General features: G+C 62.8%; 20 protein-coding genes and 3 pseudogenes. 8 read left to right on the top strand and 15 right to left on the bottom strand.

The features are described 5' to 3' along the window. Positions 1-50: 50 nt before the first annotated feature. Entirely contained in the window at positions 51-884 is an 834-nt protein-coding gene (locus BKG60_RS12015; RefSeq protein ID WP_052773276.1) for an MFS transporter, read from the bottom strand. A 712-nt stretch (positions 885-1596) separates the two neighbouring features. Between BKG60_RS12015 and BKG60_RS12010 the strand changes: the two genes are divergently transcribed. Then, on the top strand, positions 1597-2508 hold the full coding sequence (locus tag BKG60_RS12010) for an alpha/beta fold hydrolase (protein ID WP_157894438.1): 912 nt from the start codon (positions 1597-1599) through the stop codon (positions 2506-2508). 586 nt (positions 2509-3094) lie between these two features. Here the strand turns inward: BKG60_RS12010 and BKG60_RS32840 are convergent. Continuing rightward, a pseudogene (locus BKG60_RS32840) lies at positions 3095-3244 on the bottom strand (IS1634 family transposase); the annotation flags it as partial. Positions 3245-3321: 77 nt separating this feature from the next. Between BKG60_RS32840 and BKG60_RS12000 the strand changes: the two are divergent. Then, positions 3322-3648: pseudogene (locus BKG60_RS12000) on the top strand (transposase); the annotation flags it as partial. Between the two features lie 523 nt (positions 3649-4171). Here BKG60_RS12000 and BKG60_RS11995 read toward each other — a convergent pair. Both BKG60_RS11995 and BKG60_RS11990 read right to left on the bottom strand, forming a co-directional pair. Beyond that, on the bottom strand, positions 4172-5056 hold the full coding sequence (locus tag BKG60_RS11995) for an IS3 family transposase (protein ID WP_082901982.1): 885 nt from the start codon (positions 5054-5056) through the stop codon (positions 4172-4174). Positions 5057-5061: 5 nt separating this feature from the next. Continuing rightward, the gene (locus BKG60_RS11990) at positions 5062-5352 is read right to left on the bottom strand and encodes a transposase (protein WP_047040760.1); all 291 of its coding nucleotides are present in this window, start codon (positions 5350-5352) and stop codon (positions 5062-5064) included. 161 nt (positions 5353-5513) lie between these two features. Here BKG60_RS11990 and BKG60_RS11985 point away from each other — a divergent pair, with 161 nt between their 5' ends. From BKG60_RS11985 to BKG60_RS32450, 4 genes and pseudogenes are all read left to right on the top strand, one after another. Continuing rightward, complete coding sequence (locus BKG60_RS11985; protein WP_047040757.1) at positions 5514-5891, top strand: hypothetical protein; 378 nt, start codon at positions 5514-5516, stop codon at positions 5889-5891. A 94-nt stretch (positions 5892-5985) separates the two neighbouring features. Further along, positions 5986-6204, top strand: a complete 219-nt coding sequence (locus BKG60_RS31960; protein WP_047040755.1) for a hypothetical protein — start codon at positions 5986-5988, stop codon at positions 6202-6204. Then, the gene (locus tag BKG60_RS31955; RefSeq protein ID WP_156525812.1) at positions 6201-6623 is read left to right on the top strand and encodes a hypothetical protein; all 423 of its coding nucleotides are present in this window, start codon (positions 6201-6203) and stop codon (positions 6621-6623) included. The genes BKG60_RS31960 and BKG60_RS31955 overlap by 4 nt, the downstream gene beginning before the upstream one ends. A gap of 114 nt (positions 6624-6737) precedes the next feature. After that, a pseudogene (locus BKG60_RS32450) lies at positions 6738-7811 on the top strand (ISL3 family transposase); the annotation flags it as partial. A 267-nt stretch (positions 7812-8078) separates the two neighbouring features. On the opposite strand, the gene BKG60_RS11970 reads toward BKG60_RS32450, so the two are convergent. From BKG60_RS11970 to BKG60_RS11930, 9 genes are all read right to left on the bottom strand, one after another. Continuing rightward, positions 8079-8870: an IclR family transcriptional regulator gene (locus BKG60_RS11970; protein ID WP_047040750.1), complete on the bottom strand. Its 792-nt coding sequence runs from the start codon at positions 8868-8870 to the stop codon at positions 8079-8081. A gap of 56 nt (positions 8871-8926) precedes the next feature. Then, positions 8927-9673, bottom strand: coding sequence for a 3,4-dihydroxyphthalate decarboxylase (gene phtC, locus BKG60_RS11965; RefSeq protein WP_047040748.1), 747 nt, complete (start codon positions 9671-9673; stop codon positions 8927-8929). Then, positions 9673-10905: an NAD(P)/FAD-dependent oxidoreductase gene (locus BKG60_RS11960; RefSeq protein WP_047040745.1), complete on the bottom strand. Its 1233-nt coding sequence runs from the start codon at positions 10903-10905 to the stop codon at positions 9673-9675. Before BKG60_RS11960 ends, phtC begins: the two co-directional genes overlap by 1 nt. Beyond that, positions 10905-11099: a ferredoxin gene (locus BKG60_RS11955; protein ID WP_047040743.1), complete on the bottom strand. Its 195-nt coding sequence runs from the start codon at positions 11097-11099 to the stop codon at positions 10905-10907. The genes BKG60_RS11960 and BKG60_RS11955 overlap by 1 nt, the downstream gene beginning before the upstream one ends. 18 nt (positions 11100-11117) lie before the next feature. Then, positions 11118-11450 carry a hypothetical protein gene (locus BKG60_RS11950; protein WP_047040740.1) on the bottom strand — a complete coding sequence of 111 codons (333 nt, stop codon included), beginning with the start codon at positions 11448-11450 and terminating at the stop codon, positions 11118-11120. Further along, positions 11447-12046 (bottom strand): 3-phenylpropionate/cinnamic acid dioxygenase subunit beta, encoded by a 600-nt coding sequence (locus BKG60_RS11945; protein ID WP_095795377.1) that lies wholly within the window; start codon positions 12044-12046, stop codon positions 11447-11449. The genes BKG60_RS11950 and BKG60_RS11945 overlap by 4 nt, the downstream gene beginning before the upstream one ends. 8 nt (positions 12047-12054) lie before the next feature. Next, complete coding sequence (locus BKG60_RS11940; RefSeq protein WP_047040736.1) at positions 12055-13518, bottom strand: aromatic ring-hydroxylating oxygenase subunit alpha; 1464 nt, start codon at positions 13516-13518, stop codon at positions 12055-12057. A gap of 170 nt (positions 13519-13688) precedes the next feature. Continuing rightward, positions 13689-15002, bottom strand: a complete 1314-nt coding sequence (locus tag BKG60_RS11935; protein WP_047040733.1) for an IS256 family transposase — start codon at positions 15000-15002, stop codon at positions 13689-13691. Positions 15003-15160: 158 nt separating this feature from the next. Next, a complete protein-coding gene (locus tag BKG60_RS11930) occupies positions 15161-16402 on the bottom strand; it encodes an IS110 family RNA-guided transposase (protein ID WP_047040730.1) in 1242 nt (413 codons plus the stop codon). 354 nt (positions 16403-16756) lie between these two features. Between BKG60_RS11930 and BKG60_RS11925 the strand changes: the two genes are divergently transcribed. Continuing rightward, positions 16757-17971, top strand: coding sequence for an integrase catalytic domain-containing protein (locus tag BKG60_RS11925; protein ID WP_157894437.1), 1215 nt, complete (start codon positions 16757-16759; stop codon positions 17969-17971). Between the two features lie 125 nt (positions 17972-18096). Here the strand turns inward: BKG60_RS11925 and BKG60_RS11920 are convergent, their stop codons facing one another. Further along, positions 18097-18891 (bottom strand): aldo/keto reductase, encoded by a 795-nt coding sequence (locus tag BKG60_RS11920; RefSeq protein WP_225341339.1) that lies wholly within the window; start codon positions 18889-18891, stop codon positions 18097-18099. A 132-nt stretch (positions 18892-19023) separates the two neighbouring features. Continuing rightward, the gene (locus tag BKG60_RS31950; RefSeq protein ID WP_156525811.1) at positions 19024-19164 is read right to left on the bottom strand and encodes a hypothetical protein; all 141 of its coding nucleotides are present in this window, start codon (positions 19162-19164) and stop codon (positions 19024-19026) included. A gap of 258 nt (positions 19165-19422) precedes the next feature. Between BKG60_RS31950 and BKG60_RS11915 the strand changes: the two genes are divergently transcribed. Next, positions 19423-19644 (top strand): helix-turn-helix domain-containing protein, encoded by a 222-nt coding sequence (locus tag BKG60_RS11915; protein ID WP_080989707.1) that lies wholly within the window; start codon positions 19423-19425, stop codon positions 19642-19644. Positions 19645-19762: the final 118 nt, after the last annotated feature.

Genomic DNA, 19762 nt, shown 5'->3' with positions numbered 1-19762 from the left:
ACCGTGAGCACGGGCGTGCCTTCCCGCCAGCGCGCCAACGCTGGTCTTGATCAGAATTCGGATTCCTTGCAGATCATCTTCCGGGAAGGCACGCCCGCCCGGGATCCACAGGTTCTGATCATTGCTCTCGCGACCCCGATGGTCACGACTATCTCTCTCCAGAATTTTTTGATGCTAACCATCAATGGGTTGTGCACAACTGCATCACTCTTTTCGAGTGCCTCAAACGTGGGGGTCTCCTCGACTCCGAGGCGCAGCCACAGGGCTCCGAGAGTTGTGAATATGGCGAGAAGGAAGGGGATCCTCCATGCCCAAACGAAAATTTCTTCCTGAGTGAATACGGCTGACAGGACACCAATCGCTCCCGAGCTAAGCAATAGACCTCCAGCTGTACTTACCTGCTGCCAGCTTCCGTAGAGGCCGCGGTGCGCGGGCGGGGCCGACTCAACCATAAAGATGGCCGAGCCAGATGATTCGCCTCCAGCTGCGATGCCCTGGAGCAGGCGGAGAATTGTAAGTAGGATAGGCGCAGAAATTCCGATGGAGGCCTGGGTTGGCAGCACACCAATAAGTACCGTGCAAATACCGATGAGCAGGACTGAAGTAACGAGAGCCAAGCGCCGGCCGTAACGGTCTCCAATGTGGCCAAACAGCACGGCGCCCAGTGGCTTCGTGAGGTAGCCGGAGGCGAAGACGGCAAAGGTTAAGATCAACGCGCCGGTTCCGTTGTCAGAAAAGAAGAGCTTGGCGAGGATAACCGCCGAATAGCCATAAATCCCGATGTCATAACCCTCCAAGACATTACCGGCTGCGGCGGCGATGGCGGCACGGCGAGAGTGGGTACGTACCGACTCAGACTCGAATTTGGACAGTGTTTGTTTCATTGGTCAGTCTTCCTTCTCTAATAGGCGGAGGGTGAGAATGTCGAACTTCTCCATGTGTCTAATTCGCGATCACTGATGCATCCGACCACTTGAAGCGAAGTTGTGTCGAACACGCGACGGCATGTCGCGTCGCAGAAGCTTTTTGTCTCGCTCGAGAGCATTTTCACGTCGAAGGTCAATCTCTCTTCCTGGGGGAGATTGACCTGGCGCTGCATTCCAGTTGGAGCATGATGGCCTGTGGGCCACTGCCCTCTGTTAGGCAGAGAGTGACTCTGATGGGTGCTATCCACTCGCTCGTCGTTCGTCAATGGTTCCGCTCAATCCGGGCTTCGCAGCTCGTGGCGGTCGCCCGCCTACTCGATCGCGTTGACGCTGGCCAGGCGGCCCAGTGGAGCCGTGGAGAGCCAATGTCGAGTAGGCGCACGGATGTTGGTATGGCGCCTGGCAGCCAGCCGGTTGTGGTTGCTGTTGTATCGGCGTGTATTCACGTCAACCAAGGCGTACCAATCGGGATGGGCTCGGCGGGCCCCATCAGCAGCTGGCGCACAACGAGCGTCAACCGACGACCGGGATGTCGACGGCGATCGCGGGCGTTCAACTTGTCACCGGCGTTGAATCACGGATCCCTCTTGACAGAAGGCTTCTCTGTGTGACAGAAATGGCAGATACTCGCCCCATAGGCGAGCCAGTTGCTTTGATCAGGAGGCTTGAGTTGAACACAGACCTGTCCGTGAACTACATATCCGTCGGCGGAATCAGGACGCGCTATATCGATCAGGGCGAGGGTCCGGTCATCCTCCTGATCCACGGTGGCCACTCGGGTATGAGCATGCCGGGCGGCGGGGATGGTTGGGCTCCCGTCATCGCTCCTCTGGTCGACAAGGGCTTCCGCGTCGTGACCTTCGACAAGCTGGGGCAGGGAGAGACTGACCTCGCGCCGACGCATGCCGAGTGGACGTTCGATGCGGTGGTCAAGCACGCCAGGGGCTTCATCGACGCTCTGGGACTCGAGGACATGATTCTGGTCGGGCACTCGCGCGGTGGCCTGCTGGCGAGCAAGCTCGCTCTTGACATGCCGGAGTCGACCAAAGGTCTCTTCATCGTGTCGAGCGCGACGCTCGCTGGCACCGACGCTAAGTTCCGCGACGTTGAGTTCTACGACGCGATCACGCGTTCGCTTCCGGCGGACGCGTCTCCGGAGGAGATCTGCGGAGCCTACTTCCGTGCGCTGTACGTGACCCCGGTGCCGCAGGAACAAATCAATGCGGCCGCCGCTAAGTACGTCAAGGAGAACCACCAGAACGCCCTCAAGACCTACCCGATGGTTGAGAAGAAATACTGGGAGCCGAGTCTTCAGGCGGCGAAGGACGACATCCGCGCTCGCCTCTTCGCCGGCGAGGTCAATATTCCCGTCGAAGTCGTCTGGGGCCGCGACGATCGCTCGGCGCCGGTTGACCTGGGCATCGCCTTCTACCAGAAGCTCGCCCTCGTCTCGGAGACCACGAGCCTGCACATCCTGGGAACCGCGGGCCACAACGTCTTCGCGGAGCGAACCGAGGACTTCGTTCGAATCCTGGCGGACTACGCAGGCCGTCGCAGCGCCAGCTATGCGACGCGTCGTTGATGGTGATCCTGGGGAACTATCCCGCTTGACGGGGTCTTCGAGTCCGTGCCGGATTGGCGCAGCGCGCCCAGATCGTGCTGCTGGCTTCGGCGTGCGAGTCGAACACCGCGATCGCGGACAAACTGGCCTGTATCTCTTGAAGTGGCCCCCCTGTTCGTGTCCGGTTTCCGGCGACCACGGTGGGCTCTGGGAGAGGGGCCGAAGACAGCGGCGGTTTTCGGCTGGGCGTGATGTGCCCGTGAAAGAGATCGCGGCGCCCGTGGCTCCGTCCTCCCCGGACGAACCCGGTTGAGGGAATTGTTGCCCGGGCTGGTGTGCCGGTTGCGCTCAGCGCGCCGGGCCGGCCCGGCGCAGGCGCCGGATGACGCACAAGCGCGGGATCCTTCGGCGGGCGACAGCCGCAGGGCGGCCCGCATTGGGGCATGGCGGTCCTCCCGCGGGGTGGATTCTACCCCTGATTCCGCTCCCCCTTCCACGGGCCACTGGCTGGCCCCGCCAGAGGGGGCGGAGGAAGAAGCGGTCCCCATCGTGGAAGCCCTCGGCTGCGGCCGGTTCTGGGTCTGAGATCGGTGCCGGGCGGGGCTCACACTGGCCGGGCCTTCAGATCGGACTTGGTCATGCGGAAGGACGCCTCAACCTGCCACAGGTCGTGATACGCGCCGATCACCGCTGCTGCGGACATCTTCTCGGCGCCGGTGACCTTCAGGAACCTCGCCTTCTTCAGCGGCGTGCTGCCCGGGCAGGGACTGGGGAATTAACGGTGTATCCGGCTCGACACGCCGGGGCGGCAAGCCTGGCGGGAAGGAGCCCGATATGGCCGCAACACTTGAGGCTGTGCCGAGTACGAAAACCGTTGACGAACTGACAGAGAAATCCGAGGCCGAGGCTGCCCGCGAGCTGGTCAGGATGGCGAGGGAGCAGGGGCTGTCCCTGGCCGGTCCTGACGGACTGCTCAAGCAGCTGACCAAGACCGTCATCGAAACCGCCCTGGACGAGGAACTGACCGAGCACCTCGGTTATGAACGGCACGACACGGCGGCGAAGGATACTGCCAACTCGCGCAACGGAACGCGGTCCCAGACCGTGCTGACGGAGACGACAGGCCCGGTGCAGATCGACGTTCCGCGGGACCGGGAGGGGTGCCGATAGGCCCTGCTGCGAAGGTCCCGTGCTGCGTTGGCGCCGAGGATCAGCCCCCGATATACGGGGCGGTTTCTAGTGAACGTTGCGAATTAGATGTGTTTGCATCCGGTGTCCTAATCGTTGCATGGCTGCCCGTGGCGAGCGGTCGTTGAGACATGCTCGGGGCCTGTCGTTGAGTCCGTCGCAGACGTCATCGAGCTGGTCTAACTCCACACGTTCAGGTCCGTGCCCTTTGGAAAGTACTGCCGGAGCAGTACGGGGTCGCTTTAAGGGCCCTTCGCAGTTAAGCATGGTTGATGTCTCGGCCGGGCAGGGGCACTGACGGTCGGTGTTGTTGAAACCAAAGACCGGGCCGTGGAGAACGCGGCCTTGAAAGCTGCCGTTTCGTATTTGGCTGCGTCGATCGGGAGGTGCGCCCGGGCTTGTAGAGCCGCAGACCGTCCGTGCCGCAGGCCCATTCCGGTGGCGGACGGTGTGAGGTGTGTCAAGGATGTGAGACAGTCGGGTAGTTTCTTTTCGGTCAGGCAGCAGCGGGAAGCGGCTGGTTTCTGGTTGTGAAGTTGGCCATTGCTGTCGCGGGCGGCAGACCCTCGTTGTTGGTGTGAGGGCGCCAGCGGTTGTAGAACACTTCGATGTAGCGCATGGTCGCCCGTCTGGCGTCCTGGCGGGTGGTGAAGCTGTGGTGATGGTAGAACTCGTTTTTCAGGGATGAGAACAGCGATTCTGCGACTGCATTGTCCCAGCACACCCCGGTGGCGCCCATGGATTGGCGGATCTTGTTTCCTGCGCACCAGGCGCCCATTTCCCGGGAGGTGTACTGCGTTCCGTGGTCGCTGTGAAAAATGGCGTTGGGGCTCAGGTGGCCGCTGTCCCTGGCCATCGTCAGGGCTCCGGTAACCAACGAGGCGCGCATGTGCTCAGCCATGGCCCAGCCGACGACCATGCGGGTGCACAGGTCAATGACAGTGGCCAAATACAGCCACCCTTCGCCGGTGCGCAGGTAGGTAATATCGCCCACCAGACGCGTTCCAGGGGCTTCTGCAGTGAAGTCCCGGCCGATGAGGTCCTCGAAGACTTTATCCGGATCCGAGGCGATCGTGGTGCGCTTGAACGCTCTCATCCGCTTTGCCGCCCACCCGTTTTCGGCCATGATCCCCGCGACAGTGCCCACCGAAACCTCGATGCCGGCGGCGGCAAGTTTCGCATGGACCATGCGGTGCCCGAAGATCCCGTCGGAGGAATCGAAGACGGTCTTCACCTGATCCGTCAGTTCCCGGCGGCGCAGCGCAGTCGGGGTGTCGCCGGCGTCCAGCCGCCGGTAATACGTCGCCCGTGGGAGACCAAGCTGGCGGCACATCCAGGCCACCGGGAAGTCGGCGTTCTTCTCCTGAACAACTCGGTACAAGTCCTCTACCGTTGTTCTTTGGCGAAGAACGCCGAAACTTTTTTCAGGAAATCGTTCTCCCTCTCCAGCTCACGCATCCGTGCTTCCAACGCCTTGTATTTCGCAGGATCCACCGGATCATCCGGTTTCCCCCCACCGCCTGGTTGCCCCTCACGGGACACCCGCACCCAGCGTTTCAACGCGGTGACGGAAATGCCGAGCTCCGGAGCGACAGAAGCCGGCGAACGGCCAGATGAAACCACGAGCTCAACGGCATCAGCCTTGAACTCATCGGAATAGGTAGGTCGAGCAGACATGAGCACAATCCTTTCAAACTGTGTCTCACATCAGTAGTACACCTCAGTGTGCCTGCGGCGCGGACGATCTGCGGCGGGACGAACCACCCGAGACTCCCCTTCCGTCGTACCGGAAGCACTCCGAAAAGACCAGGACTTTGAACAACCTGAAGGACAGACCCATGACCACAAACTCCTCAGATCTGGCCCTCACGGTCGCCGTCACCCACCGTGGCGCTGGAAAAGAAGCCTTCGCGCACCTAACGCGGGGTGAATCCCTGGCCATGATTCCGCCGTTGATCCTCGAACTTTCCGGCAGGATCAGCCGCCGGGCTGCGCTCCTAGAGGCGTCATCAATCGACGCGGCCCACAGTTCCGATGACCTGGCCGCCCTCGCCTGGATTCAGCAATCCCTGGAAGATGTTGAAGCCACCATCATGGGACTGTCGGAGGTAAACCGCCGCCGTTCTGCAGCGTTCCACGGTCCTGCCCCTTCTTCTGCCGGAAGCCTTGGTCCCCTAGGTTCCGCCGGGGCCGCCGGGATTTGGGCCCTGGCTTGATCATGCCGGCGGGCTGCCGCTCCTCCGTTCCGTCCCAGGGACATTTGGCGTGTCCCAAAGTACTGATCACCGCCCTCAGATTAAGGATTTGACCATGCACGCAGCACCCGGTTGTCTCGTCGTCGCCGTTCACACCCGAAAAGAACTGGACGCCGCCCTGGATGAAGCGGTGGATCTGCTGAAGCCGGCGGCGATGGCTGAACACGTCGGCATCTCGGTGGCCCGCCTCGCCCCGGGCCGCTATGAAGCGCGCCTGGACAGCGACGTTCCACGCGGTGTGACACTCGAAAGGTGGGGGAGCGGGCTGCGATGAACGGACAGCAGAGCGATCTCTCCGGCGCGCCGGCTGGCAGCGTTTTTAGCATGGTCTGCCCCGCCGCCCGCCAGGCCGGCTGTTCCCTGCGTACGGCGGCTCTCGGCGCAGCGCCGGGGAGGAATGGGTTGAAAGAGTCGCTGACAGAATGCGAAATCGAAGTCTTCCTGTCCCTGGCCCGCGGGCACCGCATCGCTGTGAGGGATCATGAAACCGGGGCATTGTGGTACGGGCGGGTTGACATGACGTTTCCGGAACACGGATTTGTCTGGGTCATCACGGACGTCGGTGAGCGGAAGTTGCTCGACGTTGGCGTGCACACAATCTGGCGGCCGGAGGAGTCCGGCGCCTGCGGCCGCGTTCGCCGGGAAGCCGGTCGCCTTGGGCCTTCGACGATGAGCAGGGTGAGGGCCGTCTGACGCCGGGGGCAGGGCGTGGCCGCATGCAGCTGCGGCGTGGTGCGGCAGGAAAGAGGTCAGGGCCTCTTTGAATTGGTCGCGACCAAGCAACCAATACCCAAAAGAGACCCTGACATGAATAACTCTATGTCGTGTTCCGGTGGCCGCTGGTGCACGCGCGCGGATGCGCTGCTCGGTGTCGAGGGCGTCCGCGTCAGCTCCGTCACGGCAACCGGTACCGGCCTGCTTCTGGGCGTCGAAACCGGGGAGAACGTCACCGGCTGCGCCGACTGCGGCGTCATCGCGGTCGGGCATGGACGCCGCCAGGTCCGTCTCCATGACATTCCCTGTTTCGGCCGCCCGGTGCGGCTGCTGTGGGCCAAACGTGTCTGGCGGTGCCCGGACCCGGACTGCCCGAGAACGACGTTCACAGAGGAGCACCCGCTGGCAGGACCACGGGCGAAGCTCACCGCCAGGGCCGCCGGGTGGGCGACCGATGCGCTCCAGCATTTCGACACCTCGGTCTCCGCCTTGGCCCATCAGCTCGGCGTCTCCTGGCACACCGTCTGGGACGCGGTCAGGATCGAAGCCACCCGGCGGATCGCATCGACCGGCCGGCTGACCGGGGTAGATGCGCTCGGGGTCGATGAGCATGTCTGGTCCCACACCGGCCCGCCCGGAACCGGCATGGTCACCGGGATCGTGGACCACACCCGCGACCCCGCGGGGGTGGTGCACGCCAGGTTGCTTGACCTGGTTCCGGGCCGGTCGGGGAAGGCCTATGCGGACTGGCTCAAAGAACGCGGCGCAGGGTTCACTGCCGGGATCAAGACCGCCGCGCTGGATCCGTTCCGCGGCTACGCGAACGCGATCCGTGACGAGCTGCCCGAAGCCATCGCCGTTCTGAACGCGTTCCATGTCGTGAAGCTCGGCTCGGCCATGATCGACGAGGTCCGCCGCCGGGTCCAGCAGGACACCCTGGGACACCGCGGCCGCAAGGGCGACCCGCTCTACGGAATCCGTCGAACCCTGCAGATCGGCGCCGAACACCTCACCGACAAACAAGCCGCCCGGCTCGATGCTAAGCTCAGCGCCGGGGATCACGGCCACGAAGTCACCCTGGCCTGGCAGTGCTACCAGAAGCTCCGCAACATCTACCACGCCCGCCCGGAGCGGGGCCGGGAACTCGTCAACGAAGTAATCACATCATTCCCGACCTCCCCATCCCGGAAGTCGCCCGACTCGGGCGGACACTCAATGGAAGACAGCGATCCTAGCCTACTTCGACACCCACGGCGCTTCCAACGGACCCACCGAAGCGATTCAATGGCGTCATCGAAACCACCCGCCGAATCGCCCGCGGCTTCCGCAACTTCACCAACTACAGACTCAGATGCCTACTGGCCGCCGGCGGCCACCGCCCCTACCGGAACAAACAGACCAACCATGCCTAAACGCGAAGCCGCTTTAAGTCTTCTAGACCAGGCGCCCCTGGAGTTCTTCTGCGGCTGCCCGGAGCATGCCCCCGAGGTCGCTGCGAAGCTCCTCCGACATGCGGTGGGCCGGCACAGATACGTTGATTCCGTAGACAGTGCCGCTTGGGCCGGCAACCGCGGCGGCGACCGATGTCACCCCGTCTTCGCTCTCTTCGCGGCTATTTGCGTAACCCCTGTGCCGGATTTCGTCGAGCTCCCTTTCAAGGTCCGACCTGGAGGTAATTGAGTTGGTAGTCAGCTTGGGGAGTTCCTGCCCTGGGTACAGATTCCGCAGCTGCTTCTCACCGAGGAGGCTCAGCATCGCTTTACCAGTCGCAGTGCAGTTTGCTGGCAAGGTGAGGCCCTGGCGGGAACCGACGCGGACCGCTCGCCTGCTTTCGATGGCGTCGATGAATTGGACGTCAGTCCTCTCAAGCCTGGCGAAGTGGACGGTTTCTCCCGTTTGTTCGAAGATCCGCTCGAGGACCGGCCGGGCCAGTGTCCGGATGTCCACCTGCCGTCTGATCGCAAAGGCAATCGAGCTCAGCGCCTGCCCAGGTTCGTAGGCCCGGGTCGCCGGGTTCTGCCGAACGAAGCCACGGTAGAGAAGCATGCCCATCAGCCGGTGCGCCGTCGACGACGCCACGCCCAAGTAAGTGCTGGCATCGGTCAGCCTGATGCTGGGCTGGGTTTCGAACAGCAGGAGCAGCCGCAGGGCGTTATCAACAGACTCGATGGGGTATTGCGGCGGCGGACCGTATTTGGATCCGTCTTCTGTCTCTGTCGATCGCATGCCTTGTATCGTACCCAGCGTCGGCGGGACTGTCGGCACTGCCGCGCTGGCCGGCTTCATGGGCTGACGCTCAGCCGGGCGAGCTCGTGTCGCCAGGCGGTCGCGATGTTGAACGGCCCTCCGAGATCTGGCAGCTCCGCCATGTCGGGACCGGGAAGGTCGTGCAGCTGCCCTCCGGCTGCTGTGATCTGAAGCGACAGGCCTGCCAAGGTGTTTACGCTGATGGCTTGGAGGACCGCCTGCTCCATCGTCGGCGCCGCGCTGGTGAGGCCGTGTCCGCGCAGCAGCACCACGGGCCGATCGCCCATGGCGTCGAGCATTTCCGCTGCGAGCTCGCGGTTTCGCACGAGCACTCCTCTGGGGTAGACGGGTATTCCGTCTGCCGCCAGGCGGGTGCCCGGGATGTCGAACGCCCCGACGATCGGCCGGATAGCGAGCCCTGCCAAGTCGGCGGCCACGACCTGCGGGGGGTGGGCATGCACAACGGAGTTGATATCCGGGCGCCGCCGCAGCAGCTCGGTGTGCAGAGGCAGCTCGTTGGGGACCGTGTAGCCGCTGTCGAGCTCGCCTTCGGCGGCGGGATTGCCGTCGAGGTCGACCAGCCGGATGTCGTTGGCTTCGGTGTGCGCGAGGCCACGCTCCTTGGGACCCCTGCAACGGACCAAGAGCTCGTTCTCCCCCGTTCGCGCACTGATGTGGCCGAGGATTCCGTCGGCGAGGCCGCGGCCGGCCAGGACCCGGCAGGCCATTGCGATGGCCTGCCGTTGCTCTTCGTGGACCACCGGCGGCTGACTTCCCCGCATCAGAGTGCCGCCGTCGGCCGGGGCTCGAGCAGGAGCTCGAGTTTGTCGCGCAGTTCCTGCACGCCGATCCCTGATCCCATGCCGCGGCGGCAGGCAAGCAGGGCCTTCGGCCAGTTCACGATCGCGGCACCGTACAGTTCCACTCCGTCGGTGGTGTAGAGCGCTGCGAACCGACCGTGCAGCTCAGGGTCTCCGATGAGGACATGGTCGGCGTTGCCTCCCACGCGACCGACGACCTGGATTTTCCAGTCGTGCTGGTCGCTCCAGACGTATTCAACCGGTGTGTACTCGCGGGGACTGTCCGGATGGGTGATGTTGTGGGCGACGCATGAGGCTTGCTCAACCGCGTTTGTCCAGTGCTCGATCCGGATGTCCGCACCGTGCTTCTGATGCCGCCAGCGCGCCACGTCGCCGACGCCATACACGTTCGGGGCGTCCACAGCCCTGCAGAACTCGTCCAGCACGACGCCGTTGTCCACCAGCAGTCCCGAGGAGGCCAGCCAGGCGTCGTTGGGAACCGCGCCGATCCCGATGAGAACGGTGGCGGCTTGTACTGTCTGGCCGTTGGTAAGCCTGACGCTGAAGGACCCGTGCTCGCCCTCAATGGCCTCGACTCCGGTGCCAAAGATCGTGGTGACGCCGTTGTTGCGGTGGAGTTCTCCAAACAGCTGTGCGATTTCGGCGTTGAAGATGCGGCTCATTGGTATGGGCATCGGGTCGATGACTGTCACTTCCAGACCGAGCGTACGTGCCGTCGCGGCTGCTTCGGCACCGATGAAACCGGCGCCGATCACTGCCAGTTCCCCGCCTTTGAGGAGGTCGGCGCGCAGTTTCCGGGCATCGTCCAGGGAACGGAGCACGTGGATCCCGGGCCGTTGGCCCCAGGGTGAGGGTCGGGCAGATGCGCCCGTGGCGATCACAAGGTTGTCGAAGTGTAGGGGTTCGTGGTCCTGGAGGTACAACAGGTTTCCGGCGACATCGATGCCTGTGGCGGCGTGCCCGAGCAGCAGCCGGATGCTGGCTTCCTCCGCCTGCTCGCGGGTAAGGAGGCGGATGGACGACTCCTCTGCTTTGCCGGAGAGGACGGATTTGGACAACGGCGGCTTGTCGTACGGGAGTTCCGTCTCAGCACCGACGAGGACGATGTCGCCTTCATACCCCTCCAGGCGCAGGGACTGGGCAGCACGCACGCCGCCGGTTGAGGAGCCGACGATAACTGTGGTCGTGTTCATCAGTCCTCCACTACTAGGGCGGACACCGGGCAGCTGCGGGCAGCCTCGGTGACACGGGAACGCTCGGCCTCGGGAACTTTGGTCCTGAGGAGAACAACGATTCCGTCGTCATCCAGATCAAAGTAGTCGGGTGCCCCAACGACGCAGTTGGCGTAGCCCTGGCAGGCTTGCAGATCTGCTTTTACGGTAGGCATTGTCAATCTCCTTGGCCTCTAGATGTTGTTTTTGTTCTGGGGCGGCTGCTCGTCCTCGGTGACAAGCGGCCCGAACGGATGCCCGATCATGGCCGAGAAGGTTGCCGGCGCCTGCCAGGTGAGGGCTTCCAGCTCCAGGGGGCACAGGGACACCCACTGGCCGGAGCGCGGGGACTTGATCATCAGCCGCGAGCCGTTCCGCGTCTCGACGCGGCTTACCTGGACTTCGGAGAATTCGTTGGCGATCACGATCGGAGCGCCGTTGACCCGTGCTTCCAGCCGGTCGCGCTCCTCCGCCGCTCGAATGGCGGCAAGGCGGTCCTCCTCTTCGCCTTCCCATTCGAGTTTCATAGGAATATGGCCAGATTCTGCATCCGGATGACCGCCTCGTCGACCATGATGGTGCGGCGGGCGAGCTGCCAGCCGGAGCCGGTGCGGCGCAGCAGATCCTCCCTGCCTGCCGACACGGTCGCGGCCTCGCGGACGTCGCCCCGGCTGCGGAACAGCAGGACCGCCGAATCCACGATGATCTCATCCGGGTTACCGGTACGGAACGTCCGGACGTTGGTGACGTAGTGGCGCAGCCGCGACGGAGGGTCTTCGGTCCAGGCGTGTTCCGTGGCGAAGCGCGCCGCCCTGCGGCTCAGCGAGTACTTGTTTTCATCCATGTGCGCCATCCCGGGAGACGTGCTGTAACCGGCCCCGAGGGCAGTGGTCACCCTCACCGGCATGAGATAGTGCACGTCGTCCGTGAGGCGGCTCAGCCACTCGTCGTACTCCTGTGCGTCGAGCAAATAGGATTCATCGACAAGCCACTTGTGGGCTTGCAGATGAAGTTCATCATTGAACGGCAGGGAGTCACCCGTCCTCTGAGTACGGGGGGCGTGCCCTCCCAGCACCGACTGCTCCGAGAGAGATTTGTTGCTGCGTTCGGTTACGGCTTCAATACCCACGGCTAGCCCTCCTTCGAAACGGTCATTGCCGGGGCGTGCCCGTTGTGCTCAGCGGGAGCCGGGAAAGAATCCGGGGTGTCAGACGGACAGTCCTGCACCGGATTGCTGCCGACGTGCACCTGGGCCGCTTTTTCCATCGGTCGTTCAAGATGGTTGGCCCATCGCAGGAGCAGTTCACGCTGGTTGTATTCGCTGTATCCGACGCGGGTCGAGCCGGGGCCGGAGTACTGCTCGGGGGTCAGGGGTTCGACGACGTTCTGTCCGTTTTCCAGCATGCCCATGCGGCTGTTCAGCAGCAGGCGCCGTGCCATCGGGCCGCCGGCGGTGCTGGTCAAGGAAACCCAGTTTTCCACGTCGTCCTGCTCGAACATGCCGCCGCTGCCAAAGCACATGAGATAGGCCTTGTAGGAAAGTGCCTTAAACTCTTCGGGCGCGTTCTTGTCGACGGCGAACCACGATACGATCTCGGTCTCGTCTTCACTGATTGGCTGCCACTGCCGGATGGAGATGAACGGGAGCACTTCATCGGAGTCTTCTTCGACCCGTGGCCAGTTGTGCACGAAGCTCATGTTCGGGAACACCGACGCCGCCGACACCATGAACCCGTCCTTGCCCACGACGTCGAGCTGCTCCTGGCTCCACTGCTCTTTCATGCGGGCGATCATCTCGTCCGGGTAGCCCACGTAGCGGAGGCGGTCCTCCAGGCTTCCTTCGGGAAGCTTGTAGGTAGTTCCGCCGCCGTTGCCGGCCCAATAGGTTGTCCCGTCCTTGCGCTTTTCCGCCTTTGGTTCGCGGAACAAACCAATTTCGACGACGGAGGTGTGGGTCTGGGGGGTGTGATACATGTCGCCGGCGAAGTTTTCGGCTCCGATTTTCCAGTTGGCCTTGACCCGCCACCGCTGCGGCCCGCGCAGTTCAATCCCGCCGGAGCTTTGCTTCGTGTAGTAGTCCATGTAGAACTTGAAGTCACCCAGGAAGTCCTCCAACGGCTCTGCGTCAGGATCCAGGCTGACGAAGATAAGGCCGTTGTAGATGCCCAGGGAAGGAGCAGGCAGCAACGTCTGCCCCTGCTTCTTGAAGCCCTCTTCGCCGCCGTATGCCTCTTTGTGGAAGGGCAGTCCGACTATGCGGCCGTCGTTACGGTAGGACCACCCGTGGTACGGGCAACGGAAGTGGGAAGCGTTTCCCATCTCCGTGCGGCAGACCTGCATGCCGCGGTGAAGGCACATGTTGAACAGTGCCCGGATTTCTCCATGTTCATCACGGGAAATGATGAATGAGTCTTCCAGGACGCGGCGCACCACGTAGTCGCCAGCTTCGGGCACCTCGGATTCGTGGGCGACGAAAAGCCAGCTGCGACCAAAGACCCGCTCCTTTTCAAGCTCGAAGATCTCTTTGTCGTTGTAAATGTGTGCAGGGATCATGCCCTGCCGTACATCCTGAATCACGCCGCTGTGGTCAGTCATTGATGGATCTCCTTGTCCGGGCCGGCAAGACGCCAGTCATCTCTGGTAATCAGAGATAGTTTCTTTTAGAAAGAGAATGACTTAAAGTGTGGCGTTCGTCAAGCCCCCGACGAGACTCATCTAAAGTGCTCGCGAAAGAGGAATAGTCAAATCCTGTGGATCGGGGGTCGTCAGGCGACCTCGGACACCGGAGTGTCGGGCGAGGGTTCCGGGGTGATGTCGACCGGCCGTTCGAGGAGCTTGCCCTTGTGGAACAGCGCGCCCGCTCGCACCAGTGCGACCAGCTGCGGTGCGTTGACCGCCCGCCACCGCGACTGCGCGGCCTCGATCAGCTTGTAGGCCATCGCCATCCCCGCCGCTCGTGAACCCGGACCCTTGGTCACCCTGGTCCGAAGCCGCACCGTCGCAAAAGTCGATTCGATCGGATTCGTCGTACGCAGATGCACCCAATGCTCGGCCGGATACCGAAAGTACTCGAGCAACACATCGGCGTCATCGACGATCTTCTTCACTGCCTTCGGATATTTCGCACCGTAGTCCTGTTCGAACGCCGCGATCGCGATCTGCGCCTTGTCGATGTCCTCGGCTCCGATGATCTCCTTCATCGCCGCCAACGCGCCGGGATGCGCGGACTTCGGGAGTGCTGCAAGGACGTTGGATTGCTTGTGGAACCAGCAGCGTTGTTCGCGGGTGTCGGGGAACACTTCCCGCAGTGCCTTCCAGAATCCCAGCGCGCCGTCCCCGATCGCGAGCACCGGGGCCCGCATTCCGCGGCGGCGGCAGTCCCGCAGCAGATCGGCCCAGCATTCGGTGGATTCGCGGTAGCCGTCGGCCAGGGCGACGAGTTCCTTACGTCCGTCGGCCCGCACCCCCAGCATGACCAGCAGACAGAGTTTCTCCTGCTCGAGCCGCACCTTCAGGTGGATGCCGTCGACCCACAGGTAGACGTAGTCGACTTGCGAGAGATCCCGCTGTCCGAAGGCTTTCGCCTCGTCCTGCCACTGCGCGGTCAGCCGGGTGATCGAGGCCGGCGACAGGCCGGCACCGGAGCCGAGGAACTGCTCGAGGGCGGGCCCGAAGTCGCTGGTCGACAGGCCGTGCAGGTACAGCAGCGGCAACACCTCGGACACTTGGGTGGACCTGCGGGCCCAGGCCGGCAGGATCGCCGACGAGAACCTCTTACGCTGGCCTGTCTCGGGATCGATGCGCTTGTCGTTGACCCGTGGCGCCTTCACCGTCACCGCACCGGCGGCGGTCATCACGTCGCGTTCGGTGTGGTAGCCGTTGCGTACGACGAGGCGGTGGCCGTTGTCGTCGACTTCACCGGCGTGCCGGGCGATGTAATCGGCGACCTCGGCCTGCAGGGCTGCGGCGAGCATCTGCCGGGCACCGTCGCGAACGATCTCATCGAGCAGCGACCGGCCTGCACCGGCGGCGTCGCCGGCCTCGTTCGGGTCTCGGCCTTCGTGTACTACCGTGAGCACGGGCGTGCCTTCCCGCCAGCGCGCCAACGCTGGTCTTGATCAGAATCCTGTTTCGTCAAAGATCATCATCCGGGAAGGTGCGTCCTCCCGGGATCCACAGGTTCTGATCATTGCTCCTCGCGAAATGGGGTGCGTGCCTAATACGAAAGTAAGGTGGGTCAGGCTGCCTCCTGGTTACTTAAGGTGACGTTGTAGCCGAGTTCTTGGAGGCGGCGGATGGCGTTGTTCTTGGTGCGGGTGGGGTCCTTTTTGGTAAAGAAGTCGGATCCTGGGTCGTGGTAGCACTCGCCGTCCGCGAGCATGTGCCAGACGGCGGTGAGGATGGAGTGTTGGGTGGCGACGATGGCTTTCATCTTGCCGCGGCGCACAATGAGTCTCTTATAGCGTGCCCCGAGGTAGCTGTTCTTGGGGTTTCTGGAAATCGACAAGGCCGCGACGCCCAGAGCGCCCTTGAGATAGCGGTTCCCAGGTCGGGTCCTGGTGGACTTTGCCCGGCCGGCAGACTCGTTGGATCCTGGGCTTAGGCCCGCCCAGGATGCGAGTCGGCCCGGGCTCTGGAAGGAGCTCATGTCTGCCCCGGTTTCGGCGATGATGACATCGGCCACGAGGGTGGAGACCCCGGGAATGGTAGCTAGAAATTCCCGTGCCGTTTGAAAGGGTTCCATCGCCTCGTTGATGCGGGTGGTGAGTTCCTCGACGCACCGAGTGATGGAATCGATGCGTTCCAGATGCATGTTGCAAAGATAAGCATGGTGCACCTCGAAGCGTCCGGTCAGCGCCTCTACGAGCTCGGGAACCCGCACGCGCATGCGCCCCCGAGCCAGGTCAGCCAACACCTGCGGATCCCGCTCACCCTTGATAAGTGCCTTGAGCATGGCCCGGGAGGAGACACCCATCAGGTCCGAAACATGGTCCGAGAGCTTAAGGCCGGTAGACTCCAGAAATTTCTCCAGTCGTTGGACTTCCCGGGTCCGGTCCTGGGTGGCGATGGTTCGTGCCCGGGTCAAATCCCGAAGTACGCGGATCGGTTGAGGCGGGACAAAACAAGGGCGCAGCAGCCCGTGCGCACCGAGCTGAGCTAACCAGGAAGCGTCGGACACGTCAGTTTTTCGCCCGGGAATGTTGCGGGCCGCCTTCGCATTGACGAGCATCACTGGCAGGAGGTCCTCCATCAGGTAGTAGAACGGCTTCCAGTAATCACTGGTTGCCTCCATGACCACCGTGGTGACCTTCGCGGCGACCAGCATGTCCCGCAGGGCGAGGATCTGATTGGTGGTGGAACCCCAGGTGGTGACCTCGGTGGAAAAAGTCCCGGCACGCTTGCCCGGGGACCGGATGGCGACCTTCGCGTCACCCTTGGAAATATCAATGCCCGCGGCACGTTCATGAACCAAGTCCACGGGACACCTCCTAACCTGCTTGTTTCAATGGGTGGTGATGCCTGCCATGTAGAGGGTGGAATTAAATCAGGACTCTAATACTCGTGCTCACAGCAACAATCCACGGTTCCCGTGGAACCCTCCGCACCACGCTCATTTACGGGCCAAACAACAGCACCAAGGAACGACCGGCGTCGGACACGGCAGACACCACCATCATCCCGCTGAGCCATCCGATTCACCAGAGGCAAGGTGCGTCAAGAGGGACTTTCGACACCCACGGCGCGCAGCGGCGCTGGCACGCTCATTTGGGAAATGCTCGCGAAATCTCTGGTGCATGGTCGGGTGCTTTGGTGTGCTGGAGGGATGTATGGGTTGACGTTGTCTGCGCGCAGGGAAATCACTAAGAAGGAAGCCGGCGCGTATGTGGCGGCGTCGAAGAAGGCCAAGGGCGAGATCCTGGACCGGTTGGTGGCGGAGGTGGGCTGGTCGAGGGCGAATGCCCGGCGGCAGCTGGGCAGGGCCTTCAAGCGGCGGGGCCCGGCCCGTATGGAGGTGCGCAAGCCGAGACCGCCGACGTATGGCTATGACACGGTGAAGGTGCTCCAGCAGGTCTGGGTCGTGGCTGGGCAGCCCTGCGGGAAGTACCTGGCCGCGGTCATGGGCACCACACTGGCCAACATGGACGCCCATATCCGCGCTGGCGCTTTCGGGAGGGTGCGGGCCCGTTACAGCCCCGCAGTGCATGACCAGTTGCTGGCGATGAGCGCGGCAACGATCGACCGGCTGCTGGCACCGTTCAAGCTCTCGATGTATCCGGACGGGAAGTCCACGACCAGGTCGCGGCGGAACCAGTACACCGAGTCGATCCCGATCATGTCCCGCATCCCGGATATTGACTGGCAGCCTGGCCTGGTTGCCATCGATACGGTCGCGCATTGCGGCAACAATGCCAAAGGCCAGTACGCATTCACACTGACCGCCACGGACGTGTACACCGGCTGGACCAGCAACCGGGCGATCAAGAACAAAGCCGCCAAATGGGTGGTCAAGGCGATGGATGAAATCCTGGACGAATTCCCATACCCCATCGACCACATCCATAGCGACAACGGCTCTGAATTCCTCAACGATCCGGTCACTACCTGGTGCAATGCCCATAACATCCGCATGACCCGGTCCCGGCCCCACCACTCCAACGACAACCCGTTCGTGGAGCAGAAAAACGAGGCCGTCGTCCGCCGCTCGGCGTTCAACTACCGCTACGACACCGATGCTGAATTGGGGCTCCTGAACGAGCTCTGGCCGCTGGTGAACCTGCGCAAAAACCTGTTCCTGCCCACCAAGAAAGTCACCGGATATCACCTGAGCCGCAAGGGGAAGTCAGTGCGCAGCTACGACGACCCGCGGACCCCGGCAGACCGGATCAAGGACACCGGGATCATGCTCGAACCCCAACGTCACTACCTGGACGAGCTCTACGCCAGTCTGGACCTGGCCGGCCTGACGAACCGGATCAACGAGATCCAGCAGCGACTCATCCGGCTGGCCGCCGCCAAGACCTACTCCCAAGCACCCCACGCAGCATGAGACTTTCGCGAGCACAATAGATGAGGCACGCAGGAATCATTTGGCGAGCATCTTGACATGAGGCACCACGGCCCCAGTCGGCCGAGTGGCCGAGGCCCCGCCGGACCGCGTCCGTTGGCCGGGATTCAGTGACCGTTTTCCGCAGCATCTGAGTCCCGCGCAGCAGTTTCGCCCATATCCAGGCGGGCCAGATCGTTCATGTCGTCGGCGGTCAGGGTGAAATCGAACGCAGAGATGTTCTCTCTCAACCAGACGGGGTCCGAAGCCTGCGGGATGGGCACCAGGTCCTGCTGAATGTGCCATCGCAGCAGGACCTGGGCAGGTGACCTGTTCAGACGGTCGGCGATGGCCACCACAAGGGGGTTCGCACGCAGTCCGGATTCACGGCCGATCGGGCTCCAGGATTGGGTGAGGATTCCCAGCTCCCGGTGGACCGCACGCGGTTGTGTGCGCGCCAGAGCAGGACTTAGCTGAATCTGGTTGACGTCCGGAACGACTCCGGTCGCTTCGATGATTTTCCTCAGGTGGGCCGGCTTGAAGTTGGAGACGCCGATGGCCTTGACGGCGCCTTCCTCTAACAGGGTTACAAGGCCTTTCCATGCCTCCGCATACGCGCCAAGCGCCGGCACCGGCCAATGGCACATGAACATGTCCAGATAGTCGACCCTAAGCTTCCGCAGGCTTTCGTCGTACGCCCGACGGACGCCGTCGACGCTGTGGGACTCCTTGTTGAACTTGCTGGAAATAAAGAGTTCCGCCCGCGGGACGCCGGCGGTTCTGATGCCGCGGCCCACGGCTTCTTCGTTGCGGTATTGAACGGCCGTGTCGACCAGCCTGTAGCCGGTCTGCACGGCACAGCGGACGGCTTGCTCGCATTCGGCGTCCAGCATCGGCCATGTTCCGAGGCCGATCCGCGGCATACTGTGTCCGTTCAGCAAGGGCAGCCTTGAGGTCGCACCTGGTCTCGGAGCCGTACTCGTTTCATTTATCATCGGAGGGCCTCGTCTTTCGGATCTGTCGATAGTTTGCTAAACGGCTGAAGCCTCAGCTCTTTATGTTTGGGCCATCACGGGTGCGGTCAGCTCAAGGTAGGCGTTTGCCTCCTGCAAGCCAACGCCGCCGCCACACTTGTTGTCGATGTCGAACAGACTGGCCAGATGCGGCAGCTCGGCACGGTCGCCGTAATCCAGCAAGTGAAGCACAACGCATAACTGCTGTCCAGATGTTAATTCCGTTCAGCAGAGAACTGGCGAGATCTGCCGGTGTGGCAGTGGTAGCCGCCCGCCCAGCGCCGTCTGGCCTGTAATCCTCGCCAGTGGGGGCCATTAAACGCATCGCCATGAGATAGCTTCGGATAGGGCCAAGCCTCCCGGAGACCGCCTCCCTTTTGAAGAAGAGCGACCCGGGCCATGTCGAGGCGTTGGCCCGGGCTTTGTCCGTGCTGAAGGCCTATCAGCAGCCAGGACAGGCCATTGTCGGTCTCGGATGTTGCCGAGTTCGTCGGGATCGCCAGGACCGCGGCGGGGCGATTCATCCTCACCCTGGAATACCTGGGTTATCTGTCCTACGACGCCAGTGGCTATTCCTTGCGGCTAGCAGTGCTGGAGATCGGGGATGCCTATCTGCTGAGCCATAAGCTGCTGGCGGTGGCCCATCCGCACCTTGAGCAATGATCAGAACCTGTGGATCCCGGGCGGGCGTGCCTTCCCGGAAGATGATCTGCAAGGAATCCGAATTCTGATCAAGACCAGCGTTGGCGCGCTGGCGGGAAGGCACGCCCGTGCTCACGGT

Origin of the sequence: Mycobacterium syngnathidarum, assembly GCF_001942625.1 — a bacterium.
Lineage (GTDB): Bacteria > Actinomycetota > Actinomycetes > Mycobacteriales > Mycobacteriaceae > Mycobacterium > Mycobacterium syngnathidarum.
Note: the sequence above shows the minus strand (reverse complement) of the source record. Positions and strands in the feature narration are given on the sequence as shown.